Origin of the sequence: Actinoplanes sp. NPDC023714 (genome assembly GCF_040639855.1) — a bacterium.
Lineage (GTDB): Bacteria > Actinomycetota > Actinomycetes > Mycobacteriales > Micromonosporaceae > Actinoplanes.
Map to the genome: position 1 here is coordinate 57,283 of NZ_JBFAAR010000014.1, position 26,611 is coordinate 83,893.

Below are 26,611 nucleotides of genomic sequence, written 5' to 3' on the forward strand. Positions count from 1 at the left end.
CTACGCCTTCGTCGCCGGGATGGTGCCGAACGTGCTGAGCAGCCAGAGGAACGGGTCCTGGACGCGGCGCGGCTGGACCCCGTACCCGGACACCCGCTGCGCGTCGTGCTCGTCCCTGACCGGGCTCGCGCCCAGCGCGGAGAGGCCGAAGAACCGGTAGCGGTCGAAGTTCTGCTCGAGCACCGTCTGCATGCCCCCGCCCTGCCACTTGTCCAGCAGGGCGGCGATCTCCTCGTGCACGGCGAGGCTGTCCCGGTCGTCGAATCCACCGGCGTCCCGCGGCGAGTTGCAGAGCAGCGCGCTGTCCTCGGGCAGCGTCCCGTCGAGAGCGTCCATCTTGGTGAACGCCACCGCGATCGGCCGCTTGATCCGCTTGCCCCGGGGCGTCTCGAGGGCGTCGTGCAGGAGGTTGGTGATCCGGGACAGGACGCTGGCCGGGTCGTCCTGCGGCGCCCCCTGCTCGGGCAGCAGCGTCCCGGCGCCGGCGAGCGGGCGGGCGCCGCGCATCTGGAGAGGGTCGAGCAGCAGCACGATGCCGTCGGCGGCGCTGAGGTAGCGGACGTTCCGCTCGACGCTCTCGGCCGAGCGCAGATCCTCGCCCGCGGTGTCGAAGAACGAGAACACGCTGCGGTCGACCACCTCCCGGCCGATGCGGCGCCGGCGTACCCGGGAGATGCTGAAGACGAACGGCCGCCGGCCCCGGTCGCCCACCGCCGTACGGGTCTGCTGGTGCAGCCGCCCGTCCTGGTAGAGGGTGTCCTCGTACTCGGTGCGGAAGTGCTCCATGGTGTGCTCGTCGGCGCCGAGCACGGCGAGCCCGAACTGGCCGCCGACCCGGTGCTGGAGCTCGTGCAGCAGCACCGTCATGTAGACCGTCTTGCCGCTCTCCTTCGCGCCGACGAGCGCGATCAGCCGGGTGTCGGCGTCGCCGAAGTGGGTGGGCAGCTGGCTGTGGCAGTGCCCGCAGATCCGCAGGTACGTCTGCACCCGGCAGTCCGCGTGCACGGCCGACCGCTTGCCGCCGTCGGCCTTGAAGGCGGGGTGCCGCGGCGCGGTGTCGCCGGTGTGCGCCGCCAGCAGCGGGTCGACGGACGTCTCGCACCGGCGGCCGTTGCGGCCCACCCGCCCGGCGCAGCGGAACATGATCTGCTGCGGGCGCAGCGGGAGATAGCAGTAGGGGCAGTGCAGTCGCGTCGCCATGCTCCGATCTCCTCTCAGACCCGGCGCCGGGCCAGGACGATTCCGGGCGCCCGGGACGGCTCGGCCAGCTCGCAGCGCACCGACGGCACGAGCGGGGCCGGGACGGCCGGCGTGACGTCGACGGCGTACGGCCGGCCGGCGGCCAGCACCCGGCCGGGGATGTTCGTGAGCACGCCCTCCCCCGCGGTGAGCGCCAGCTCCGGCACCTCGCACGCCTGGTCGGCGCTGAGCAGCAGGGTCCGCCGCGGGCGGGGCAGCCGGGTGCGCTCGAGCCACCACAGGACCCGGGGCGCGCGGCCCGGCACCTCGGCGGTCACCGGCGCCGACAGCAGCTCGGCGTGGCGTTCGCGGACGACGGTGCGGACCGCGATCGACGCCGCGCCGGGGCCGAGCGGCAGCAGGACCCCGCCGCCGTCCCGGACCTCGCGGCGGCCGTACGCCCGCTCGCCCGCCGTCCCGGCCGCGGACCACTCGACCCGGACCTCGTGGGCGTCCTCCGGCCAGATCCACACCACGTGCACGTCGTCGCCGCGGCGGTGCGCGCGCAGGCCGCTCACCGGCGCCGCCAGCTCCAGGCTCACGGTGTTGCCGATGACCGCGACCCCGGTGCCCCGGGTGACGGCGGTCAGGAAGAACCGGCCCTGCCCGGCCGCGGCGGTGGCCGTGCACCGGCCGGATCCGTCCGGTTCGGCGGCGACGCCGACCACCTCGCCGTGCTCGTCGGCCCCGGCGGCCGGGACCGTCTCGCCCGGTCGCCAGGGCGGCTCGGCGGTCGCGCGCCGGATCTCGACCCGCCCGCCGGCCGGCCGAGTCCAGCTCAGCGCCAGGTGGGGCGCGCCCTCGCCGGCGACGACCTCGGCCCGCAGGTCGGGCACCGCGGCCGGGGCGTGGTCGGCGACGATGTGGCCGGCCACCGGCTCGGACTCCAGCAGCTCGCCGTCCGGCCCCTGGTAGTGCGCGGTGACCCGGTAGCCGTAGCCCACACCGATCTCGGCGTCCGGGTCGACGAACCCGGTCGCCGGGCCGGGCCGGGTGCCGACCGGCCGGGGCGGGCCGTCGCCGTCGAGCCGGGTGCGGGTCACCACGACCCGGGCCGCGGCCGGGTCGACCTGCCAGGAGCCGGCGATCGTACGGCCGTCGGTCGTCAGCGTCAGCCCGGTGACCGGCGGCAGCACGGTGACCGGGCCGGCCGTGACGCCCGCCGACACGGCGCTCCCGCGGACCGCGAAGACGGTGTAGCCGACCGGGCGGGCGACCGGCGGCTCGGTGTCCACCACGCCGGTCGCGGCCGCCCCGGTGACCGGGTCGCCGTCGTCCGGGGACACCGCCGGAGGACCGCCGCGGCGCACGACGCGGTACGAGATCTCGCCGGTCACGGCCGGGCTCGGCCGCCAGCGCAGGGCGACCCGGCCCGCGCCGGTCACCCCGGCCACCACGTCGGCGGGCGGCGGTGGCGGGATCCGGGCCAGCCGCGCGGTCAGGTCGGCGTCGTCGGCGGCCGGGCCGGCGGCCTCGGCGAGCAGCCGGGCCGCCTCCTCGGTCCGGCCGTCCCGCTCGGCCGCGCCGGCCTGCGCCACGGCCGCGTCGACAGTGGCCGCCACCCGGCCGACGCGGTCGCGGACATCGGTGTCGACCGCGTTCCCGGAGGCCGCGAGCTCGGCCTGGGCCGCCCGCAGGCGTCCGGCCGCCAGCTCGGCCAGGATGACGGCGTTGACGTCGTCCGGCCGGCCGGCGCCGCGGCCGGGACCGGTCGCGGCGACCGTGACGGCGAGCTCGAGCGCCTCGCCGCGCTCCAGACCGAGGTCTGCGACGGCCTCGGCGGCGAGCGTCGGCGGCAGCCCGTCGGCGAGCGCGGCCCGGACGATCTCGGCGGCCTCCCAGCGCATGAGCCGGTCCAGGGCGCCGGTCGAGTACGCCGTCAGCATCGTGGTCAGCACGGTCTCGGTGGCGGTCTTGCGGGTGTCGTGCGGCCGCTTGGCCTGCTCCTGCTTCGCCCGGTGCAGCAGGTCGGCGGTGAGCCGGTCGCCGTCGCCGCCGACCAGCCGGAAGCCGTCCTTGAGCCGGAACCCGCCGCCGAGCGCCTCGGCCGGGAAGACGACCTGCGCGGAGAGGCGCAGGCCGAGGATCCGCAGGTTGCGCGGCACCGCGCCGGCGGCCGGCACCGGCGGGTCGGCCGGCACGTCCCACTCCGGGTCGATCAGCTTCACGCCGCCGTCCGCGACCGCCTTCCGGACCTCCTTCTCGGAGAGCAGCCCGCCGCCGAGCCGGACGAAGTGGGCGAGGGTCGCCTTCGTCATGTACGGCACACCGGCCGCCACCGTGGCGATCCAGCCGGCGAGCCGCTCCGACGCCCGGGCGCGGGCCTCCTCCCGCAGCCGGGTGAACTCGGCCGGGTTGAGCGAGCCGGCCGCGTCGAGGCTCTTGTGCGCGGTCAGCAGCGCGTCGGCGAGCGGCTTGTAGACGCGGGTGTTGAGCAGCCTGTTCCAGTATTTGACGACCTCCTGGACCCGCGCTTCGAACCGGTCCGGGGCCTGGTGCGCGCCGGTCAGGCCGTACCTGATGAACAGGTCCTGCGGCAGCTCGTCGCCGGCCCTCTTGGCCGGCTCGAGCACCCTGGCCTTGTACTCCTCTTCCCACGCGGCGGCCACGGAGTCGACCCGTCAGGCGCCGACGGCGTACTTCGCCACGGCGGACCGGGCCTCGGCGAGGCGGTCCTCGCTGAGGCCGCTGATCGCCAGCTCCATGACCAGCTCCTTGTCGGTGAGCCGCTCGACCGCGTGGACCCGCAGGGTGCCCATCTCGTCCATCGCGAACGTCACCTCGACCGGGGAGTTCGCCGGCATCGGCGGCAGGTCGTCGATCCGGCCCTCACCGATCTTGGCGTTGTCGGTGAGCCGGCCCGACTCGGCCGCCCCGGCCTGCTCCCAGATCTCGACGGTGATGCCGGTCATCCCCTCGTACGCGGTCCCGTAGGTCTGCGCCGGCGGCTGGGCCGGCAGTGCGGTGTTGGCCCGGAGCAGGTGGTCGACCATGAAGCCCTCGGGGTCGGCGTCGGTGTCGTCGCGGGCCAGGACCTTCACGCCGAACGCGCGGGGCACCACGGCGGTCACCCGCTTGCCGGCCAGCTGCTTCATGCTGTCCACGTCGATGCCCAGGCCGGCGGCCGCGTCGGCCAGCGCCGCCCGCGCCGGTTCCCCGTCGAGCGCCGACTCGGGCAGGGCGACCCGGACCGACTCGATGAGCGCGTAGAGCGCGGCGCCCTTCGCGACGGCCAGGTCCGGGTCGTGGATCTTCGGCTCGAACCCGAACCGGGACCGCAACATCCCGGCCACGGCCGGCATCCGGGTGGAGCCACCGACGAGCAGCACCTCGTCGAACCGCTCGATCCCCTTCTCGCGGGCGGTCGTGACGGTCCGGAGCGTGATGTCGTGGGTGCGTTCCAGCAGATCGGCCGTGGCGTTCTCGAACGCCTCCCGGGTCAGCTCCAGCCGGCTGCTCGCGCCGTTCCACCGCATGTTCTGCCGCCGGCTCTCCAGGCTGCTCAGCGCCCGTTTGACCTCCTCGGCGGCGACCGCGAGCTCCTGCAGGAACTCGTCGCTGGCCGCGGCGTCCGAGCCGGGGTGGTCGGCGGTGAACCGCTGGAGCAGCAGCTCGGCGATCCGCTCGTCCCAGTCGGCGCCGCCGAGGCGGTGGTCGCCGTCGGTGCAGACGACCGTGACGTCCCGGTCGGAGATCCTGATGACGGTGGTGTCGAAGGTGCCGCCGCCGAGGTCGTACACGAGGATCGTGCGCTCCCCGCCCGCCGGGCCGAACGCGTCGTAGTGCAGCGCCGCGGCCACCGGCTCGGGCACGACGTTGAGCACGTTGAGGCCGGCCACCTCCCCGGCCGCCCGGGTCGCCTCGCGCTCCTTCACCCCGAAGTACGCCGGCACCGTGATCACCACATCCCGGACCGGCACGTGGCCGATCTCGCCGGCCGCGCGGGCCAGCTCGCGGAGGATGAGCGCCGAGATCGACACCGGGGTGTGCGTGACGCCGTGGAACTCGAGCTCGGCGTCCTCCTCGCCCATCCGGCGTTTGATCAGGGACACCACCAGCTCGGGATAGAGCCGGGCGGAATTCTTCGCCTCCCGGCCGACGACCACGTTCTCCGGCGTTTCGAAGAAGACCACCGACGGCGTGGAATCCTCGCCGATCGCATTCTTGATCACGACCGGGCGGCCGGTGTCGTCGACCTGCGCGATGCAGGAATACGTCGTTCCCAGATCGATTCCGAAAATCGCCATGATCAGTCGGCCGTCCCCGCGCCGAGCACCACGGCCGGCTCGCGGAAGAGCCGCACCCGCACCGGGCGGCGGACCGCGCCGGTCTCCTGGTCGACCAGCCCGACGGCGAGCGTGCAGGCGACGGTCCGGTCGGCCGCCGGGTCGGGGTTGTCGACGAAACCCGCGACCACGTGCCGGCCCCGCTCGTACGCCTCCCCCGGCTCGGCCGTGACGACGTCCGTCCCGTAGCGGGCCAGCGCCTGCGCGACGTCGTCCGCGAAGCCGGCCCAGAGCTGCTGGTCGGCGGCCCGATCGGGGTCGCCGGCGAGCCTCTCGGCCTGCTGGGCGAGTCCGTCGTAGAGCCTCGCGAGGTCGGTCAGGACGGGCTGGAGGATCGTGCGCGTCAATCCCGTACGCAGCACCTGGTTCTCCTCGTGCAACCGGTCGATCACCGCCTCGCGGCGCTCGGAGCGCCGATGGAACGCATCGAGGCTCTCGCTGATCGAGGCCAGCGTGCCGGCGATCGGGTCGTCGTCCTCATCGGACACGCGGCACCCCTTCCGGGTGATGGCGGAATCGGATGTCAGGCGGGGCCCACGCTAACGCCGCGGGCATTTCGGAAACCATCGGCGGAAGCGGCCGCCAGAAATGGCCGGAGATGCCTGCCATTCCGGCTGCGGAGCCCGAACAATGAAGCGCCGATGACGGGCGTCGTGATGGTCTATGTGGCGTGCTCGGCCGGCGACACCGGGCGGGCGACCCGGTTGTGCGAGGCGCTGGAGAGCCGGGGCCTGCGGACCTTCCCGCCCGGCCGGACCACGGTGACCGAGATGGACGCCGCGATCGAGCGGTGCGGCGCCGCGGTCGTGCTGCTCTCCGACGACGGCGACATCCGCGGATACGCGGCCCTCGTCGAACGGGCCGACCTCGGATCCCTGACCCTCGTGCCGGTGGTCTTCGACGGCGCCCCGATTCCGCCGTCGCTGAGCGGCCGGGAACGGCTCGACTTCACCACGGCGGGCACCCGCGAGGACCACGAACGGCGCTACGACGCCCTCGCCGCGGCCCTGCTCGGCGCCCCGGTCGCCCGGCGGGGCCTGGCGGCCGCGCCCGGCTTCGAACGGACCTCGGAGCGGCCGCTCGACATCCGGCTGGCGATCGGCCCCGGCGAGACGACGGTGGTGCCGCCCTCCGGCGAGCCGGTGGCCGCGGCCCATTCCGGGCTCACCGACGCCCTGCTGCCCCTCGCCGACAAGGTCGAACGACACCGCCGGCTCCGGCCGAGCCGGGTCGAGCAGGACGTCCACGACATCGGCCGCGAGCTGGGCCGGTGCTTCCTGCCCGGCCCGGTCGCCGCCGCGCTCGCCGGGCTGCTCGCCGGGGCCGCCACCCGCAACCAGGCCGCCCGGATCCGCCTCGAGACCGCGATCGCCGGCCTGCCCTGGGAGACGATCATCCTGCCCGGCGAGGAGGTGCCGCTGGCGCTGCGCCCGCAGGTGCGGCTCTACCGCGGCTCGGATCTGGGCCCGACGGCGCAGCCCGACATCCCGGGCCCGCTGCGGATCCTGGCCGTCGTGGCCGGCCCGGACGACGGCGACCAGGCCCTGCTCGACTACGAGCACGAGCTCAGCACCATCCTGCGCCGGGTCGACGGCGCCCGGCGCGGCGGCGCGCACGTCCGGGTGCTGAACTGGGGTTCGGTCGCCGCGATCCGGGAGGCCCTGCACGAGGAGCGGTTCCACATCCTGCACATCTCCTGCCACGCCGCCCCCGGCCGGCTGCTCATGGAGACGGCGGACGGCGGCGCCGACGAGGTGGACGCCGCCCGGCTGGCCCGCGAGGTGGTGCTGCCGGACCGCGGCGTGCCCCTGGTCGTGCTGGCCGGATGCGACACGGCCGGCGCGGCGTCGGCGCTGCCGGGGCTCGCCTCCACCCTCCTCGAGCACGGCGTCCCGACCGTCGTGGCGATGACCGCGGCGGTCGGCGACGTCTACGCCACCGAGCTGCTGTCCACCGTGTACGGCCGGCTGTCCCGCGCCGGTGAGCCGGCCGACCCGCTCGGCGCGCTCGCCGACGTCCGCCGGGAACTGGAGGTCGCCCGGGCGGCCAGGCCCGGCCACGTCCGGGTCCGGCATCCGCCGGAGTGGCCCACCGCCACGATGTTCAGCCGGGTCCGCGAGACCGTCCTCTACGACCCGCGCACCCGGGGATCGGTGCCGCGGCGGGTGCCGGCCGCCCGGGTCGCCGACGGGATCGCCCACCTCGACGACGGCGAGTTCGTCGGCCGCCGCGCCGACCTGCGCCGGCTGCTCGCGGTCCTGAGCGGCCGGGCCGCCGCCCACGGCGTGCTGATCCACGGCATCGGCGGGGTGGGCAAGAGCAGCCTCGCCACGCAGGCGCTGCGGATGGCCGCGACCGGAGGCGACACCGTCGTGGCCGGCCTGCACGGCCGCTGCACCACCGACGAGATCATGGCGGCGGTCGCGGACCGGCTGCTGGTGGCCGAGTTCCCGGACGCCGCCGGCGCGAAGCGGCTCCACCGGCGGCTGACCGACGCCGAGATCGGCTGGCACCTGCGCCTCGAGGTGCTCCGCGACGAGGTGCTCGAACAGGGCATGGAGGTGCTGATCCTGGTCGACGACCCGATCGGCGACATCCATCTCGCTCTCGACGCCGACGTCCGCGACTTCCTGAGCGCCTGGCTGCGGGTGGGCCGCGGCGCCCGGCTCCTCGTGACCGCCCGGCACGCCGACGCGCTCACCCACCCGAAGCTGCTCACCCACCACCTCGGGCCGCTGAGCCGGGCCGAGACCGAGAAGCTGATCTGGCGCCTGCCGGCCGTGTACGCCCTGGACGACGAGCGGCGGGCCCGGGCGTACCGCGATCTCGGCGGCCACCCGCGCACCCTGGAATACCTGAACGCCGTGCTCGGCAGTGGAGCTCTCCCGACCGGGTCCCGCCCCTTCGACCGGGTCGCCGAGCGGATGGAGAACGGCCTGCGCCGGCGCGGGGTGGCCGACGCACGGGAGTGGATGCGCACCGCGTCCGGCGACGTCGACGTGGCCACCGCGGAGGCGATCGCCGAGGCGTCCGCCGAGGTCCTCCTGGACGGCGTCCTGGAACGCCTCGCCGCCACGTTCCCCGAGGCCCGCGCCCTGCTCGTGGCCGCCTCGGTCCATCGCGTACCGGTCCCGGCGACCGCCCTCCGCTGGGTGGTGACCGAGCCGGCCGCGGCGGTCCCGGAGCGCGTGGACCGGCTCCGGCAGCACTACGACCGGCTGGCCCGGGCCCGCGCCGAGGACCCGGACGTCACCCTCGACGACCTCCCGGCCACCGCGGCGGAGCGCGCCCAGCGGAACCGGGATCTGGCGGCGCAGACGCTCCCGGCGGACGTCCCCTGGCTGGACGCGGCCTGCGCCGAGCTGACCCGGCTCGGCCTGCTGACCCCGGTCGCCGGCGAGGACGGCGAGCCCCGCTGGGTGGTCCACCGGTGGACCGCGTCCACGCTCGCCGCCGCCGCTCCCGCCGAGGTGCTTCGGGCGCACCGCCGGGCCGCCGCCTATCGACGCTGGTGGGCGCGTCTGAAGAGCCGAGATCCCGGGTACGACCACAGCGACCTGGAAGAGGCCCACCACCACTGCATCGCCGTCGGCGACCACGACCAGGCCGTCGGGATCGCGGCCGAGCTCTGCCTCGCCCTCGACGCCCGCAGCGCGTTGCGCCAGGAGCAGCGGATCTGCCTCGACACGGCGGAGCTGCTCGGCCCCGGGCAGCCGGCCGCCTGGCTCTTCCACCACCAGCTCGGGGTGATCGCGCTGCGGCTGGGCGACTACGACGACGCCGAATCGCACCTGGAACGCTGCCGCCGGCTCGCCGAGGACCAGGGCGACACCGTGGCCGAGGCGGCGGCGCTCCGGGAGCTCGGCGCGCTCGCCCAGCTCCGGGGCGGCCCGGACGTCGCCCGCGACCGCTACCTCCGGGCGGCGCAGCGGTGCCAGGAGCCGGCCGTCCAGGGCACGCCGGCCGCGCTCACCGTGCTGGCCTCCAGCTATCAGCAGCTCGGCGCCCTCACGCTGGCCCGCGGCGACCACGAGGCCTGGCGGTGGAGCATCGGCGCGCTGCGCATCGCCCGGGAGCTGGCCGGCACCAACGAGCTCGCGGCGGCCGACCGCGACCTGGCCCGGCTCGCCCGGGCCGTCGGCGACCAGCAGCTCGCCGACGAGCACGAGCTGGCGGCCGGCGAGTCCACCGCCGTCGGCCTCGACAGCGTCCGGCTGCTCGCCACCTCCGCGCTGCAGAGCGGCGCGGTCCAGCTGATGCGCGGCGCGCCCGGGATGGCGTCCCGGCACCTGGTGCACGCCTTCCGCGCCGCCCGGACCCTGGACGACCTCCCGCTGCTGGCCCAGTGCGCCCAGCACTACGGCGACGTGCTCTTCGAGGTCGGCGACCACGGGAACGCCCTCCGCATGTACCGGGATCTCGCCACCCTCGCCGACCAGCTCGAGGATCCGGTCCGGTGCGCCATCGCCGAGCAGCAGATCGGCCGGGTCATCGCCGAGCTCGGCGACGAAGCCCTCGCCGAACGCCACTTCGCCGAGGCCGACGCCATCGCCGCCCGGCTGCGCTCGCGCTCCCTGCGCGCCGCGACCAGCCTCTTCCGAGGATCGGCCGTCCTGACCCGCGCTTTCGCGGTGGATGCGGCCGCGGAATCTCTTGCCGGGCGTGCCGACCGGCTCGACACGGCGCGCGAACTCTTCGAGCGAGCGATGGCGGACGCCGAGGACACCGACGACGCCGTCTGGGTGGCGAGCGCGATCCAGCGGGGTGTCGTGGACGCGCGCCGGGGCGATCCGCCCGGCGCCGCCCACTGGTTCGGGCGTGCGCTGCACCGCGCCGCCGCGACCGGCAACCACCGTTCGATGGTGGCCTGCCTGACCGCCCTGGGCCTGCTCGCCCGGCAGGACGGCCGCGACGACGACGCCGTGCGGACGCTCCTCGAAGCGGTGGACGTGGCGACGTCCTGCGGCGACGAGCGGGCCGCCGCGGGCGGCCTCCTGCATCTGGGCCGCATCGCGGGAGACCGGGGGGATCTGGCGGAGGCCGAGCTCTGGTACGGCCGGGCCGTGTCCCTCGTGGATCCTCAGCAGGACGCGGACCTCGTGGCGGAGGCCCGTCGCCAGCGCGGCCGCTGCCGGCTCGAGCACGAACGCTACGAGGAGGCCCTCGCCGACCTCGGGGCGGCCGCCGGCCTGTACCGGGATCTGGAGGCGCCGGCCGCGCTCGCCTGGTGCCTGCTCCACCTCTGCCGGGGGCTGCTGAAGACCTGCGACGACGAGGGCGCCGAGGCCGCCGGGGCGGAGGCCGGTGAGCTGGCCGCGCGCATGCCGGACAGCCCGCTGCGGGTCGTGGCCCTGCTCGCGGCCGGTGAGCAGCGCCACGATCAGGGCGATCCGGAAGCCGCCGCGGTGACCTTCGAGGCCGCGCTGAGCTGCGCGAACCGCATCGAGACGCCACCGGCCGGGCTGACCGCCGACGCGCTGCGGATGCTGGCCCGGGCGTACCGGGCGGCCGGTGATCCGGCCGCGGCGCTGGCCCGGCAGCGGGAGGCGATCGCCGTCGCGGAGGCGCAGCACGACCGCATCGCGATCATGCACGACAGCCGGGATCTCGGCCGCCTCTGCCGTCTCCTGGGCCGGGACGAGCAGGCCCGGTCCTACATGGAGCAGTCCGCCGGGATCGCCGCGGGTCTGCACGACGGGGCGGCGCTGCGGGCGGCCACCGGCGCGGGCCCGGTCGACGCGGCCGACGGGACCTGGCGCGACATCCGGTGGCTGCGCCGGACCCGGCACATCGTGGGCGAGCGCCCGTTCGCCGACGGAACCCCCCGATATCTCGGCCCGTCGGTCGATCAGGTGCTGCGGGAGATGAGCCCGCGCTGGTCGGCGATCACCGGCGTGCCGCTGGTGTGCCGCCCGTTCCGGCTCTCCGCGCGGCCGTGAGCCTCAGGACAGTCGCGCCACCGCCTCGCGGGCCTGCTTGACCCGGCGGTCGTCGAGCCCGCCGATCTGCACCTCGATGAGGATCTTCTGCCCGGTCGTCAGCTCGCTCGCCTCGACGGTGAGCACCCCGGTCTCGTTCATCGCGAAGCTGATGTCGATCGGCGACCCCTTCGGCAGCACCGGCAGCCGCTCGATGACGCCCTCCCCGATCTGCTTGTTGAACTCGACGAGGTGCGAGGCTTCCGCGCCGGCCTGCTCCCAGATGGTGATGTGGATGCTCGTCTGGTTGCTCACGGCGGTGAAGAACTGCTCGGTGATCTTCGAGGAGGGCAGCGGCGTGTTCGCCTCCAGCAGGTGCCGGACCTCGGTCTTCCCGTCCTCCGGCTCGGTGTCGCGCGCCACCACCCCGACGCCGAACGCGCGCGGCACCACGATCGTCACCTTCGTGGCCGGCTTCTCCGGCACGTCCGCCGTCTCGTCCTCGGGACCGCGGATCCGGATGGCCTCCTGCAGGGCGAACATGGCGGCGCCCTTCGCGACCGCCAGGTGCGGATCGTGCACGCGCGGCTCCAGCCCCAGGCTCGCGCGCAGCGCACGGGCCACGGCGGGCATGCTGGTCGAGCCGCCCACGAGCAGAAGCGTGTCGGGCCGTCCGGCGCCCAGCTCCTCGGCGACCCGCAGCGTCCGGGCGGTGATCTCCAGGGTCCGGTTCAGCAGGTCGGCGGTGAGCTCCTCGAACATCTCCCGGCTCAGGTCGACGTTGAGCTTGGCCCCGCCGTGCTGGACGAGCTGCCGCTTGGAGGCCCGCGTCGAGAGCGACTTCTTGAGGTCCTCGGCGATCAGGCCGAGACCCTGCTGGAACGTCTCGCTCTCGTCAGCGCCGGCATCCGGGTGCGCGGCGACGAAGCATTCACTGAGGTACGTCACGACGCGGTCGTCCCAGTCGGCGCCGCCCAGATGATGATCGCCGTCGGTGCAGACCACCGTGACATCACCGTCGTGCAGCCGGATCACCGTGGTGTCGAACGTCCCGCCGCCGAGGTCGTACACGAGAATGGTCCTGTCCCCGGAACCCGGCAACGCCCCGTAGTGCAGCGCCGCCGCGACCGGTTCCGGCACGACGCTGACCACGTTGAGCCCGGCGATCTCCCCGGCCAGCCGCGTCGCATGACGCTCACTCAACCCGAAGTACGCCGGCACGGTGATCACCGCGTCGGCCACCTCGGACCCGGTGGCCTTCTGCGCCGACCGGACCAGATCCCGCAGGATGAACGCCGACACGCTCTCCGGCGTGTACGACACCCCGTCGAAGTCGAACTCGGTGTCCCGGTTCCCCATCTGCCGCTTGATCAGCGCGACGACCCGCTCGGCATCACTCTTCGCCGCGTCCTTGGCCTGTTCCCCCACGACCACGTTGTGCGGCGATTCGAAGTAGACGACCGAGGGCGTGAGCTCCTGCCCCTCCCCGTTCCGGACGATCACCAGCTCCCCATCGTCACCGACGTAGGAGATGCACGAGTAGGTAGTCCCCAGATCAATACCGAAGGTCGTCATGCCACTCCCCGCCGGCCGGTCCTCGCCGGCCTGCTGAGCCCATCGTGCCCGCCCCGCCGTCCTTCCACGACCGCCCGGAGAGCCTCACTTTCCGCCGTTTCGGTCCTCCCATTCCGGCTCCTCCCCTCGTTTCGCCGGCGTTTCCGCTGCATTGATAATTGTCGTCACGCTCACCGGCGAGCCATGTGACCTCACCCACTCACCCATCCGGGATAGTGAATAAAAGAGATCGGACGGTCACCGGGAATTAACGACGCTAATCGATTAGCCGCAGCTCAGATCGATTTCAAAAGATCATTTAATCGTACGCAGAACGCCGCCTTCATGAATCGGTAACCCGTGCCGAATGAAGATGTTCGACACCGATGGGTCGCGCGCCGGCAGATGTTCCTGTTCCCTGGTGCACGGCACCGAATTCACGGCGCTGGATATCGAGTTCTTCCGGGAGACGCCATGACGGCACCGCCGGTTCCGCCGGCCCGAGCAGCCCGCCTGGCATGGCGGCCGCTGCAGCGTTCGACGCGGGTAGCCATCATCGCGGCACTCGCCGCCACACTGTTCTATCAACTGTTCCTGCTCAACCCGGCGTACCGCGGGCCCGGCTGGCTATGGTTCGCCATGCTGGCGGCCGAGGGTCTGACCGCCCTGCACCTGATCGGCACCTGGTGGACCATCCTGGCCCACGACGACCGGGCCGAACCGGTGGACGCGACGGTCTGGCGCAACCGGTTGCGGGCCGGCGCGGACGTGCCGCCCATCGACGTCTTCATCACCGCGTACGGCGAGGAGCCCGTGCTGGTCCGGCAGACCATGCTGGCGGCCCGCGACATGGTCCTGCCACATCGGACGTTCCTGCTCGACGACGGCGACAGCGACGAACTGCGCGAGATCGCCGACCAGGTGGGCATCGGCTACCTGCGCCGGCCCGGCGGCGCGCATGCGAAGGCCGGCAACGTCAACGCCGGGCTGCTCCGCACCGACGGCGAGTTCGTGGTCATCTTCGACGCCGACCACGTGCCCGACCCGAACTTCCTGCTCAGCATCCTGCCGTACTTCCATGACCCGGACGTGGCCTTCGTCCAGTCGCCGCAGTTCTACACGAACAACGTGAATCTGGTCGCCACCGGCTCCGCCGAGGCACAGCGCATCTTCTACGAGCTGGTCTGCCCCGGCAAGAACCACTTCAACGCCGCCTTCTGCGTCGGGACCAACGTGATGTTCCGGCGGACCGCCCTGGACGACATCGGCGGTATCTGGACGGGCAGCAACTCCGAGGACATCTGGACGTCGATCGAGCTGCACAAGCGCGGCTGGAAGTCGATCTACGTCCCGCAGGTGCTGGCTCGCGGGCTGGCCCCGCAGGACGTCCCGTCGTACCTGAAACAGCAACTGCGCTGGGCGAGCGGCGGCTTCGAGGTGCTGCTCCGCGGGCGGCTGTTCAAGCGGGGTATCGGCCTGACCATCGACCAGCGACTGCAGTACCTGTTCTGCGGCACGCACTACCTGCTGTCCCTGGCAATGCTGATCTTCATGCTCTTCCCGGCGCTCTACCTCCTCTTCGCGCTGAGCCCGATCCGCGCCGACGGCCTCGCCTGGGCCACCCACTACCTGCCGTTCCAGGCGGCCGTGCTGCTGGTCACCTGGCTGCAGTCGGGCGGGTTCAAACTGTCGGCGATCGTGGCCAGCATCGGCGCGACGCCGGTCCATCTGCGGGCGCTCGGCGGCGTGCTGCTCGGCCGGCCGGCGAAGTGGAAGGCCACCAACGCCGGGGGCGACGGCGCCCGGTCGCTGTGGGCGGTGATGCCCCTCTTCGCCCTGCTGCTGCTGAACGTCACCGCCATCGTCGTCGGCGTGCTGGTGATGGCCGATCCGGCGCCCACCTGGCTGTCCGTCGGCTGGGCTTCGATGATCGTACTGATCCTGGGCCGGATGATCCTCGAATCGGTCACCGGTGGCCGCATCCGGCATGGCGCGGAGCCGCCGGCCGGATCGCCGGAGGGCCCGCTCCCGCTCACCGGCGGCCGAGCCGTCACCCGGACGCAGCACCTCGCGGCCACCGCCTGACCCGTGTCACACCGCCGAAAGGTGTACGAACCATGAGCGCCACCACCGACCACGCCACCACCTTCGACAACGGCTCGACCACTGTAATTCAGCGCCCCGAACCGGCGGCCCCGCCGCCGAAGCGCCGAGGACGCAGCGCGCTGCGGGTCATGCGCACCGGCCTGGTGGTGCTGATCCTGCTGACAGCGGCCGGCGCGGGCGGCACCCACGTCGTGCGGCAGCGCCTCGCCGAACGCACCATGGTGGACGCCGGCACCGCGGTGCTCACCGCGCAGCCGATCACCGCCGGTTCGGCCGACGCCGCCGTCGTCAACGAGGTCCTGACCACCGAGCGCACGAGCGTCGCCGCGGGCGCGGTCCTCGCCACCATCACCCTGACCGCCGACGGGGAAGGGCCGCGGGTGCAGAAGCTGCGGGCGCCCGCAGCGGGGATCATCACCAGGATCGACGTCGCGCCCGGGCAGGTCGCCCGCGCCGGGGAGCCGATCGTCACCCTGTACGACCCGGCGAAGGTGGCCTTCGCGGTCGACGTGCCGCTCGAGAAGCTGCGGAGATTCCGGCTCGGGATGACCGCCTACGTCACCGGCCCCGGCCTGTCCAGCCGGATCACCACGACGCTGGAGAAGGTCGAGCCCAAGGTCGACGCCGGCCGGCAGGCGAGCGGCGCGGACGAGCTGACAGTCGTGCTGAGGCCCGATCCGGCGGCCCGGGCGACCGTCCGGACGCTGGTGCCGGGGCTGCAGTTCGCCGTCGTCGTCGACACCACCACGGCCGCCGGCAGCACCCCTGCCGTGAACAGCGCATGAGCCGCCGCATCCGGTCCATGACGGGGATCGTGGCGCTGGCCGCGCTGACGGCGTGCACCTCCACGCCGGACACCACACCGGACACCGCGCCTGCGGACCGGGTCCCGGCCGGGCCGGCGCGCGCCGCCGGCACGGTCATGGAGGACGCCGCCGCGTCGCCTCTCGCCGTTCCGGCGGTGGGCGGCAGCGGGAGCATCGCCGGGGAGCTGCCGGCCGGCCTGGCCCCGACCAGGGCACCCGCACAGGCCGGCGCCCTCACCGGCCAGGCGGTGCCGACCAACCAGTGGTGGAGTTCCGCGCTGACCGGGCCCCGCACCCAGCCGATCTGGACGCACCCGGTCGCCGTGCAAGCTGCCGCCGGCGGCCTGCAGATCAGTGGCACGGCCCTCACCGCCTCGGCGAACTCCGTGATCACCCCGTTCGTGCCGGCCCTCACCGTCGGCGCGGCCACCGGCGACGTGACCGTCGCCGGCTACGGCGCCTTCCATGTCGTCCTGCGGGTCGGGCTCGCCGGCGGGGGCCGGGTCGACGTCACCCTCGCGCAGGGCAGCCCGGTGGTGTGGCTGCGCTTCGACGGGGCCGCACCGGCCCTGAACGGCGCCTTCCGCGACGTCGGCAGCTCATCCACCCGGGCCCGGCTCGACATCGCGGGCGGGCGATGGGACGTGCTCGGCGCCGATCTGACGCAGACCGCGACCACCGTCACCGGATCGGGCGAGAGACTCGCCGTCGCCCGGGTGCCGGCCGGCGAAGACCGGGCGAGCTGGGAGAAGGCCAGCACCGCCGACCCGATCGTGCGGACCACGGCCACGACGGCGTACGACGCCGCGGCCGGGACGGTCACGCAGACACTCACCGCACGCCGGGCCGGCGGCGGAACCGGAGCCTGGGCCCTGCTGCCGCACCACCGGGCCGGCCTGGTCGCCGGACCGGCGCCGCTGGCCGGCTCCTATCCGGACGCCCGGGGGACGATGTCCCTGGTCACCGCGGACGCGGTGCAGGTCAGGACCGCTATGCCAGGATTGCTCACCGCGGTGCCGGAGGTGGCCCTGGGCGGCGCCGCGCGCAAGGCCGTGCTGGCCGACCTGGACCGTGACCTGGCCGACCCACCGGGCGCCGGCGGCAGCTACTTCGGGCTCAAGGAGCTCGGCCGGCTGGCCACCGTCGCCGAGGTCGCGGCCGCCGCCGGCGCGGACGCGCAGCGCACGGCGGCGCTCGACCGGCTGCGCCCGCAACTCGTCGACTGGCTGACCTGGACCGGACCGTCCGACGGGCGGTACTTCGCCTACGACCGGACCTGGGGCGGGCTGATCGCCGTCCCGCCCGAGTTCGGCGCACAGGACTACAACGACCACCACTTCCAGTACGGCTATCTGGTCCGCGCCGCAGCCGTGCTGGCAGCGGCCGACCCCGGATTCGCCCGTGCTTACGGCGACGTGGTCGACCTGATCGTCCGCGACTACGCCGGGTCGCTGGCGATCGGCCCACCCAGCGGCCTACCGCCGTTCCGCGCCTTCAACGCCTATCTGGGCAGTTCGGCAGCCTCCGGTTTCGCCCCCTTCGCGGACGGCAACAACCAGGAGTCGTCCAGCGAGGCGGTGGCGTCCTGGGAGGCCGTGGTCCGGTGGGGAACCGTCCGCGGCAACGCCCAGATGATCGAGTACGGCGTCACCCACTACGCCCTGGAGGCGGCGACGGCCCGGATGTACTGGCTCGGCGAAGGCCTGACCCGCGAGCCTGGGTACGCGCACACCACGGCGGGCATCGTCTGGGACGCCAAAATCGACTATGCCACCTGGTTCGACCCCAAACCGGAGTCCGTCCTCGGCATCCAGCTGCTGCCACTGACCGCCGGCGCGTTCTACCGCGGCCCGTCAGCCGCCCGCCAGAAGGAGCTGGGCGACAGGCCCGCGATCTGGGGCGACCTCTTCGCCGCCGACCTCGCCCTCTCCGATCCGCAGGCCGCCCGCCGCCGGCTCGACGCGGGAGTCTCCCGGGAGGAGAGCACCAGCCGGGCGATGGTCCGCTACTGGGTCGAGGCCCTGGCCGTGCTGGGACCTCCCCAGCCCGCTGCCGCCGCGCCGGTGGGGTCGCTGACCTTCGGCCCCGCGAACGCCCCGCGAGTGATCCGAGCGCCCGGCGCCTGACGAACCAGCGATGGGCTGGGCCGGCGCCGTTGCCGCCGGCCCAGCCGGTCCGGGGCCGGCGACGGGCGCCCCGGCGGCGCCGCGGCAGGACCGACGCCCTCGACGCCGAAGCCGCAACACGAGCGGTCCTACCGCCGTCGCGAAGACAAGCGACGGCCACGTCGAGCGGATCCGCCTGTACAAGCGCGCCAAGACCTCGGCCTCCGCGTACACCCTGGCGACAATGCCGCAAATCGGATGCCGTCTGACCATCGCGACGGCCGCCCAGCACGCCCGTCTGATCGCCTGCGGAGGCCGACCGAGGACCCCGCGCGGCGCACGCTCTCGCCATCGCGCCTCGCGGCCGGGACCGAGCCGGCTTCACCCGCTCGCGCGATGTCAAGACCGTGCCATACGCGTCGCATCTTCATCGGGGATGGCAGAACCCTGACATCGCGGGTCCGCGGGTTTTCGCGTCTTTCCAGGGAACATGCCACTCGATCGATGCCGTGGCTACAGAGTTGGAACATCGGAGAAATGTCAGAGCAATGACTCACGGTCAGTCTGCTCTCACTAGCGACAACCGACGGCACCGGGTGGGAGTCCGGGACAACGGCGGCTCGCCCTGAACATTTCATCCGCACGATCACCCCCTTCACCAGGAACGGAGTTCTCACATATGTCCAACTCCAGCAAGCGGATGCGCGCGCTCATGGCGACGGGCGCCCTCGGTACTGCCATGGCTGTCGTGCTCGCCGGCTGTGGCGCCCGGGCCGGTGACGACACGGCCGGCGCCGGGTCGTCACCGGCGGCCAGCTGCGTCGACACATCCGGAGACACCGTCAAGCTCGGCTTCCTCAATTCCCTCACCGGCGGCATGGCGATCTCCGAGAAGACCGTCTCCAATGTGCTGCACATGGCCGCCGACGAGATCAACGCCAGCGGCGGCATTCTCGGCAAGAAGATCGAATACGTCCAGGAGGACGGCGCCACCGACTGGCCGACCTTCGCGGAGAAGACCGAGAAGCTGCTCACTCAGGACTGCGTGGCCGCGATCTTCGGCGGCTGGACCTCGTCCTCCCGTAAGGCCGTCAAGCCGGTCGTCGAGAAGCTCAACGGGCTCTTCTTCTACCCGGTGCAGTACGAAGGCCTCGAGTCGTCGCCGAACATCTACTACACCGGCGCGACCACCAACCAGCAGATCATCCCGGCGATGGACTTCCTCGCCTCCAAGGGTGTGAAGAAGCTGTTCCTCGCCGGCAGCGACTACGTCTTCCCGCGGACCGCGAACGCGATCATCAAGCTGTACGCGGCCAAGCTCGGCATCGAGATCGTCGGCGAGGAGTACGTGCCGCTCGACAAGGACGACTGGACCAGCCAGGTGGCGAAGATCGTGGCGGCCAAGCCCGACTTCATCTTCAACACCATCAACGGCTCGTCGAACGTCGGCTTCGTCAAGGCGTACTACGACGCCGGCCTCACCCCCGCAACGACGCCGATCATCTCGGTGTCGATCGCCGAGGAGGAGGCGCCGGCGATGGGCCACGAGGTCACCGGCAACTACGCGTCCTGGAACTACTTCCAGTCGCTCGACACCCCGACGAACCCGAAGTTCATCGAGAGCTGGAAGGCCTACCCCAACAGCAGCGGCGTCACCTCCGACCCGATGGAGGCCGCCTACATCTCGATGTACATCTACAAGGCGCTCGTCGAGGCGGCCGGCTCGTTCGACGTGGACAAGGTGAACGCCGCGGCGAAGTCGAACAAGATCACGTTCGACGCGCCGGAGGGCACGGTCACGCTCGACGGCGACAACCACCACATCTCGAAGCCGGGCCACATCGGCCAGATCAACAAGGACAACCAGTTCGACGTCGTCTGGGCCTCCGACAAGTTCATCGAGCCGGACCCGTACCTCGAGGGCTACGACTGGTTCCCGGCCGACATCCGTACGCAGCTGGTGGACGCAGCGGGCTGAGCGCCCGGTGGGGTCGTGTGCCGCCCGCGGCACGCGACCCCGCACTCGGACAACATCAACCCGCTACAGGGAGAGAGCACGTGGACGCACTGATCGCCCCACTGCTTAACGGCAGCGCACAGGGTGCGCTGCTCCTACTCGCCGCGCTGGGCCTCTCGCTCACCTTCGGCCAGATGGGCGTGATCAACATGGCCCACGGCGAGTTCCTCATGCTGGGCGCCTTCGCCGCCTACCTCGTCCAGCAGGTGATCGACGCGAGCAACCTGTCGATCCCGGTCGCGCTGCCGGTCGCGTTCGTCGTCGCCGGCCTCTTCGGCCTCCTGCTGGAGGTCACCATCATCCAATGGATGTACCGCAGGCCCCTCGACACCCTGCTCGTGACGGTCGGCGTCAGCCTGATCCTGCAACAGGCAGCGCTGCAGATCTTCCCGTCCCAGGGTGTGCCGGTGGAGAAGCCCTCCTGGCTCGACGGGCAGCTGACCGTCCTCGGTTACCACTGGCCGCTGCGGCAGCTGTTCACCATCCTGCTCGCGACCGTCTGCGTCGCCCTGCTGGCGTCCTGGCTCAAATACACCTCGTTCGGCCGCCGCATCCGGGCGACCGTGCACAACCGGGACCTCGCCGAGACCGCGGGGATCTCCACCCGCACCGTCGACCGCCTCACCTTCTTCGTCGGGTCGGGCCTGGCCGGAGTCGCGGGCGTGGCCGCGTCGCTCATCGGCGGCACGAACTCCCAGATGGGCGCGCAGTACATCATCCCGGCCTTCCTCGTCGTCGCGGCCGGTGGCATCGGCCAGCTCAAGGGCACGATCGTCGCCGCGTGGGCGGTGGGTGTCGCCCTCGCGTACTTCGCCTACTGGACGACCGGCAGCCTGGCGCAGGTGCTCGCCTTCATCCTCGTGATCGTCTTCCTGCAGCTGCGCCCGCAGGGCCTGTTCACGGTGCGAACCAGGAGTCTGGCATGACCAAGTCGAAGTCATGGCTTTCCCTCAGCGGTATCGGGCTGTTCGCCGTCCTGCTCCTCGCGGTGGCGCCCCTCATGCTCACCGATCACTGGCTCAACAATCTCGGCAAGTACTGCTGCTGGGCCATCGCCGCCGTCGGCATCGGCCTGGCGTGGGGCCGGGGCGGGATGCTCGTGATGGGACAGGGGGTGTTCTTCGCCCTCGGCGCCTACTCGATGGCCATGCACCTCACGCTGGAGACCGCCGGTGACCGGGTTCCCGGGTTCATGGTGCTCTACGACCCGCTCGCGCCGCTCCCGGCGTTCTGGGAGCCGTTCCGCAGCGGGACGGTCACCCTGCTGGCGATCGTGCTGCTTCCCGTGATCGTGGCCGGCGCCCTCGGGTACGCCCTGTTCAAGCGCCGTGTGAAGGGCGCGTACTTCGCGATCCTGACGCAGGCGCTCGCCGTCGCGCTGGCCGTTCTGATCAGTTCCACGATCCGCGAGACCGGCGGCGACACCGGGCTCAGCGACTTCAAGTACTTCTTCGGCTTCGTGCTGAACGACCCGGCGAACAAGGTCATGGTGTACCTCATCGCGGCCGCGCTGCTCATCGTGTGCCTGCTCGCGGTGTGGCAGCTCTACCGCAGCCGCTTCGGTGAGCTGCTCGTCGCCACTCGGGACGCCGAGGAGCGTGTGCGATTCCTCGGGTACGACCCGGCCAACGTCAAGCTCGTCGCCTTCGTCGTCTCCGCGCTGATGGCGAGCGTCGGTGGCGCGCTGTTCGTGCCCATCGTCGGCATCATCACTCCCGCCGAGATCGGCGCCGCCGCCTCGATCCTGATGATCGCGGGGGTCGCCTTCGGCGGTCGCGCGTCACTCTTCGGCCCCGCGCTCGGCGCGATGGCGGTCGGATGGGGGCAGTCGAGCCTCGGCTCGACCTGGCCCGAGGGCTGGACCTACATCCTCGGCCTGATGTTCATCGTCGTCGTCCTCTTCCTGCCGAACGGGCTGTCGTCGCTGCCCGCCCGGTTCGCCACTGCTCGCCGGAAGCCGGACGAACTGCCCACCCCGCCGGCGATCGCCGCCGCAGAACTCGAAGAGGTGCGGTCATGACCGACGCTTCGCTCGTCGTCACCGATCTCCGCGTGGAGTTCTCGGGCTTCGTCGCGGTCGGCGGCGTCTCCTTCGACGCGCACCCCGGCGAGGTCCGGTTCCTCATCGGCCCGAACGGCGCCGGCAAGACGACCTGCATCGACGCCATCACCGGGCTGGTCAAGGGCACCGGATCGGCGAGGCTCGGCGAGAAGGAACTGCTCGGCAAGCAGGTGCACAAGATCGTCCGGCTCGGGGTCGGCCGCACGTTCCAGACCGCGAGCGTCTTCGACGAGCTCACCGTGCTGCAGAACCTCGACATCGCCGCCGGGCGCCACCGCTCTTCGTTCGCGCTGCTGCGGGCCCGGCGGGGCGTCGACCCGTCGATCGAGCGGGCGCTGGAGGAGACCGGGCTCGGCGGCGAGCTCGCCACCCCGGCCGGCATCCTGTCGCACGGGCAGAAGCAGTGGCTGGAGATCGCGATGCTGCTCGTGCAGGACGCGAAGGTGCTGCTGCTCGACGAGCCCGTCGCCGGCATGAGCCAGGACGAGCGCACCGCGACCGGTGAGCTTCTGCAGCGCATCGCGGCGAAGCGGATCGTGGTCGTGGTCGAGCACGACATGGACTTCATGCGCCGTTTCGCCACCCGGGTGACGGTGCTGCACCAGGGCAAGGTGCTCTCCCAGGGCGCGGTGGCCGAGGTTCAGGCCGATCCCAGGGTGCAGGAGGTCTACCTCGGCACCGCGGGCGCCGCCACCACGGCCGCCATGTCGGCCGTGCCCGAGCCGGTGGCCGTGACACACAAGCTGACGGAGGACTGACATGCTGGAGCTCACCGACATCGAGGCCGGTTACGGTCGCACGCGGGTGCTGCACGGTGTGACGGTGCCGGCCGGCAAGGTGGTGGCGGTGCTCGGCCACAACGGCGCCGGCAAGACCACCCTGCTGCGCCTCGCGATCGGCCTCATCAAGCCGACGAGGGGCCGCGTGGTGTTCGACGGCGAGGACGTCACCTCGCTCGCCCCGAACCAGCGCGTCGCTCGCGGCATGGCGTACGTGCCCCAGGGCCAGCAATCGTTCGGCCAGCTCACGACGTTGGAGAACCTGCAGCTCGTCGCCGACGGGCGCCGGAACGGCAAGGCGCTCATCGAAGCACAGATGGCTCGCTTCCCCGCTCTGGAACAGTTCGCCGCCCGTAAGGCCGGCCTGCTCTCCGGCGGGCAGCGCCAGCAGCTCGCGATCGCCCGCGCCCTCATCACCCAGCCGAAGCTGCTCATCCTCGACGAGCCCACCGAGGGCATCCAGCCCACGATCGTCGCCGAGATCGAGCAGACCATCGTGCAGCTCGCCGAGGAGGGCATCGATGTGCTGCTCGTCGAGCAGCACATCGGCTTCGCCCTCGAGGCCGCCGAGCGTTATGTCGTGCTCGCCTCGGGCTTCGTCACGCAGACCGGGGTGGGTGGCATGGCAGCCACGTCCACGGTGCGAGCCGCCATGGCGATCTGAGCCGTCATGACCCACGTCCGCAATGCCGTCGTAACACCGGATAGGGAGGATGCCCCCACGCAAGGTGCCTTAGGGGATGCCACTGTGTCGACGGACAACGCGCGCGCGGCCGCAGAGGACAGCCTAGAGGACTACGCCTTCCGATATGTCCCGCGGACCTTCCGGCGCTGGAGCGCAGCCTCCGTCGGCGCGACCGCGCTCGGATCCATCGCATTCCTCGCCGACTTCTCGATCGGCGCGAGCATCGGCATCGACCACGGCACCTCCAACGCCGTGCTCGGCATCGTGTTCGCGTCGGTCATCATTCTCATCGTGGGTGTGCCCGTCGCCTACTACGGCGCCCGCTACAACCTCGACCTCGATCTCATCGCCCGCGGCGCGGGATTCGGCTACTACGGCTCCATCATCACGACGGTGATCTTCGCGGGCTTCACCTGCATCTTCTTCGCCCTGGAAGGCGCCATCATGGCGCAAGGCCTCCAGCTGGCGACGGGGATGCCGCTGTGGCTCGGCTATCTCATCTCGACGGTCGTCGTGATCCCGATCGTCATCTACGGCATGCGTGCGCTGGAGCGCCTGCAGTTCTGGACCACGCCCCTGTGGCTCGCCCTCGCCCTGCTGCCGCTGCTGTGGATCGTCGTCTCCGACCCCGAGGCGGTTCGCGCCTTCACGTCGTTCACCGGCGAATCCGACGGTTCGATCAGCTTCGGCGCCGTGATCTCGAGCGCGGCCGTGTGCTTCGCACTCACCCCACAACTCGCGGAGCAGATCGACTATCTCCGCGCCATGCCGCCGCGAACGCCGTCGAACACCCGCTCGTGGTGGGCGTCGTTCGCGTTCGCCGGCCCGGGCTGGATCGTCTTCAGCGGCACCAAGCAGGTGATCGGGGTGTTCCTCGCCGTCTACCTGCTGGTGAAGGTCGAACCCACTCTCGGGCACGAGGCGACCGAACCGGCCAAGCAGTTCGTCGTGATGTATCAGACTCTCCTGCCCGACTGGCTCGCGATCGTCCTCGCCCTGGTGCTCATCGTGGTCGCGCAGGTGAAGATCAACGTGACGAACGCGTACTCGGGCTCGCTCGCGTGGTCGAACGTCTTCACCCGGGTGGCGAAGCACTACCCGGGTCGCACGATCTTCGTGCTGTTCAACCTCGTGATCGCCTACGTGCTCATGATGCTGGACGTCTTCACCCTCATCTCCTTCGTGCTGAGCCTCTACGCGAACGTCGTCATGGCATGGCTCGTGACGATTGCCACCGATATCGCGATCAACAAGTGGGTGCTGCGTATCTCGCCGCGTTTCCCCGAGTTCCGCCGCGGCATGCTGCACGACTGGAACCCTGTCGGGCCCGTCTCGGTGGGGCTCGCCTCGGTGCTGTCGCTGCTCGCGTTCGCCGGGGTGTTCGGCGCCGCGGTCAAGCCGTTCTCGGTGCTCATCGCGATCGGCGTCGCGGTCGTGGCCACGCCGGCCGTGGCACTTGCCACACGCGGCCGCTACTACCTGCGCCGTCGCTCCGACGGGATCGACTCCCCCCGGTTCGACGACAACGGCAACCCCTCGGGTGAGCGGCTCCGCTGTCATGTCACCGGGTACACCTTCGAGCGGCCGGATATGCTGGCCTCGGCTGAACGGGGACCGCACGGCGAAGTGCAGTACGTCTCGTCGCTGGCGCTCACGCTCGACGATTCCGATCACTACGTGCTCCCCCCGGAAGTCGCCGGGCCCCTACGCCGAGCAGCCACCCGCAGGGCATCCCAACGACGGGGAGAGACGTGATGGAGGAGCCGGTCGGCACCGCGACCGCGATTCTCGCGAGCGCTGCGGTGCTGCTGCGTGAGTGCACGTTCGACGACATCTCCTACCGTGCCCTCGCCGACGAGGTCGGCATCTCGGAGCGTACGATCTACCGCCAGTACCCCACGCGCGCGCACCTGCTCGCCGCCCTCTCGAACTGGATCGAGCAGACCAGCTTCCCGCTGCCGCCGTTCGTGACCGTCTCCGATTTCTGCGCCGCCGCGCACGAGCGCTTCCACGCCTTCGACGCGCTACCGGCCTATGCGTACGTCGGCGCGCGGGCGTCCGCGATCTCACCGACGATCGACACCGAGCCCGCCTACATCACGCGAGCGATCGACGCGATGCTCGAGGTGGCGGCGCCGACACTCAACCGGCGGGACCGGCAGCGGGTCGCGGCGTCGCTGCGCTACTTCTCGTCGTCGATGTTCTGGGCGCGACTGCGCGCCAGCTTCGACCTGGACGCCGACGAGATCTGCGACGCGTTCGACCGGGCGGTGGGCACCGTGCTCGCCAGGCTGCCGGACGCGACGTGGGCGAAGCCGTGACCGAGCCGGCGGCGGTCCCGGCGCTGAGCGGCACACAAGCGGCGATCCTCGCCGCCTACGCCGAACTGATCGAGGAGCTCGGCAGCGACGACGTGTCGTACCGGGTGATCGCGCGCCGGGCCGGCATCGCCGAGCGCACGGTGTTCCGCAACTATCCCACCCGCGTCGATCTGCTGCTGGCGACGGCGGCCTGGATCGAGGCGACGCTGTTCGTCCGCGAGGAGTCGCACTCGATCTTCGACATCCCCCTCGCGATCAGGGACGCGATGCAACGGTACGACGCACGCCCGGAGCTCGCGCACGTCGTCGCCGAGACCGCGATGCGCGGCGTGAGCGGTGCGGCGCCCTCGCCCGGCCGGGCGCACCTCGAACGCCTGCTGGACGCCGAGGTGCCGTCCCTCGACAAGGCGGAGCGCCGGGCGATCATCGCGGCGCTGTCGCACCTCGACTCCGCCGGAACCTGGGTGACGTTCCACCGCGAGTTCGGTATGGACCGCCGAGACATCGCCGACGCCGCTGCCTGGGCGGCGGAGGCGGTGCTCGACAGCATCCGCGATCGCGTCGCCTCATAGCGGGAGCACCCAGCTCGCGGGATGTCCGCGAGCGTGGACGGCTCTCAGACGACTCCGTCAGATAGAAGCTGCGTCTCCGCTACGGCTCGGCGAAGCCCAGCGCCGCCTCCGCGCCCTGCTGGCGAGACCCGGACCGACACCCACAAGCAGCGCACCATGAG

Annotated in this window: 17 protein-coding genes; 12 read left to right on the top strand and 5 right to left on the bottom strand. The window is 72.2% G+C overall.

Annotated features, from left to right (window positions below):
* Genes AB0G10_RS39325 through AB0G10_RS39340 form a run of 4 tightly spaced genes read right to left on the bottom strand, consistent with a single transcriptional unit; the run spans position 1 to position 6,013 of the window.
* A complete protein-coding gene (locus AB0G10_RS39325) occupies positions 1-1,200 on the bottom strand; it encodes a hypothetical protein (RefSeq protein ID WP_360934237.1) in 1,200 nt (399 codons plus the stop codon).
* Between the two features lie 14 nt (positions 1,201-1,214).
* Complete coding sequence (locus AB0G10_RS39330; protein ID WP_360934240.1) at positions 1,215-3,848, bottom strand: hypothetical protein; 2,634 nt, start codon at positions 3,846-3,848, stop codon at positions 1,215-1,217.
* 12 nt (positions 3,849-3,860) lie between these two features.
* Positions 3,861-5,486, bottom strand: coding sequence for an Hsp70 family protein (locus AB0G10_RS39335; protein WP_360934243.1), 1,626 nt, complete (start codon positions 5,484-5,486; stop codon positions 3,861-3,863).
* 2 nt (positions 5,487-5,488) lie between these two features.
* Entirely contained in the window at positions 5,489-6,013 is a 525-nt protein-coding gene (locus tag AB0G10_RS39340; RefSeq protein WP_360934246.1) for a molecular chaperone GrpE, read from the bottom strand.
* A 153-nt stretch (positions 6,014-6,166) separates the two neighbouring features.
* Between AB0G10_RS39340 and AB0G10_RS39345 the strand changes: the two genes are divergently transcribed.
* Positions 6,167-11,464, top strand: coding sequence for a tetratricopeptide repeat protein (locus AB0G10_RS39345; protein WP_360934249.1), 5,298 nt, complete (start codon positions 6,167-6,169; stop codon positions 11,462-11,464).
* Between the two features lie 3 nt (positions 11,465-11,467).
* Here AB0G10_RS39345 and AB0G10_RS39350 read toward each other — a convergent pair whose 3' ends face one another.
* Positions 11,468-13,018, bottom strand: a complete 1,551-nt coding sequence (locus AB0G10_RS39350; protein ID WP_360934252.1) for an Hsp70 family protein — start codon at positions 13,016-13,018, stop codon at positions 11,468-11,470.
* A 453-nt stretch (positions 13,019-13,471) separates the two neighbouring features.
* Here AB0G10_RS39350 and AB0G10_RS39355 point away from each other — a divergent pair, with 453 nt between their 5' ends.
* The 11 genes from AB0G10_RS39355 (at position 13,472) to AB0G10_RS39405 (ending at position 26,450) form a co-directional block, all read left to right on the top strand.
* The gene (locus tag AB0G10_RS39355) at positions 13,472-15,082 is read left to right on the top strand and encodes a glycosyltransferase (RefSeq protein WP_360934255.1); all 1,611 of its coding nucleotides are present in this window, start codon (positions 13,472-13,474) and stop codon (positions 15,080-15,082) included.
* Between the two features lie 32 nt (positions 15,083-15,114).
* Entirely contained in the window at positions 15,115-15,888 is a 774-nt protein-coding gene (locus AB0G10_RS39360; protein ID WP_360934258.1) for an HlyD family efflux transporter periplasmic adaptor subunit, read from the top strand.
* Positions 15,889-15,905: 17 nt separating this feature from the next.
* Positions 15,906-18,035, top strand: a complete 2,130-nt coding sequence (locus AB0G10_RS39365) for a glycosyl hydrolase (protein WP_360934261.1) — start codon at positions 15,906-15,908, stop codon at positions 18,033-18,035.
* Between the two features lie 658 nt (positions 18,036-18,693).
* A complete protein-coding gene (urtA, locus tag AB0G10_RS39370; RefSeq protein ID WP_360934264.1) occupies positions 18,694-19,992 on the top strand; it encodes an urea ABC transporter substrate-binding protein in 1,299 nt (432 codons plus the stop codon).
* Positions 19,993-20,072: 80 nt separating this feature from the next.
* Entirely contained in the window at positions 20,073-20,957 is an 885-nt protein-coding gene (urtB, locus tag AB0G10_RS39375) for an urea ABC transporter permease subunit UrtB (RefSeq protein ID WP_360934267.1), read from the top strand.
* A complete protein-coding gene (gene urtC, locus AB0G10_RS39380) occupies positions 20,954-22,051 on the top strand; it encodes an urea ABC transporter permease subunit UrtC (protein WP_360934270.1) in 1,098 nt (365 codons plus the stop codon). The genes urtB and urtC overlap by 4 nt, the downstream gene beginning before the upstream one ends.
* Complete coding sequence (gene urtD / locus AB0G10_RS39385) at positions 22,048-22,851, top strand: urea ABC transporter ATP-binding protein UrtD (protein WP_360934272.1); 804 nt, start codon at positions 22,048-22,050, stop codon at positions 22,849-22,851. The genes urtC and urtD overlap by 4 nt, the downstream gene beginning before the upstream one ends.
* 1 nt (position 22,852) lies before the next feature.
* The gene (locus AB0G10_RS39390; RefSeq protein WP_360934275.1) at positions 22,853-23,536 is read left to right on the top strand and encodes an ATP-binding cassette domain-containing protein; all 684 of its coding nucleotides are present in this window, start codon (positions 22,853-22,855) and stop codon (positions 23,534-23,536) included.
* Positions 23,537-23,542: 6 nt separating this feature from the next.
* Positions 23,543-25,312: a cytosine permease gene (locus AB0G10_RS39395; protein WP_360934278.1), complete on the top strand. Its 1,770-nt coding sequence runs from the start codon at positions 23,543-23,545 to the stop codon at positions 25,310-25,312.
* Positions 25,312-25,878: a TetR/AcrR family transcriptional regulator gene (locus AB0G10_RS39400; RefSeq protein ID WP_360934281.1), complete on the top strand. Its 567-nt coding sequence runs from the start codon at positions 25,312-25,314 to the stop codon at positions 25,876-25,878. Before AB0G10_RS39395 ends, AB0G10_RS39400 begins: the two co-directional genes overlap by 1 nt.
* Positions 25,863-26,450, top strand: a complete 588-nt coding sequence (locus AB0G10_RS39405; protein WP_360934284.1) for a TetR/AcrR family transcriptional regulator — start codon at positions 25,863-25,865, stop codon at positions 26,448-26,450. The genes AB0G10_RS39400 and AB0G10_RS39405 overlap by 16 nt, the downstream gene beginning before the upstream one ends.
* Positions 26,451-26,611 lie beyond the last annotated feature (161 nt).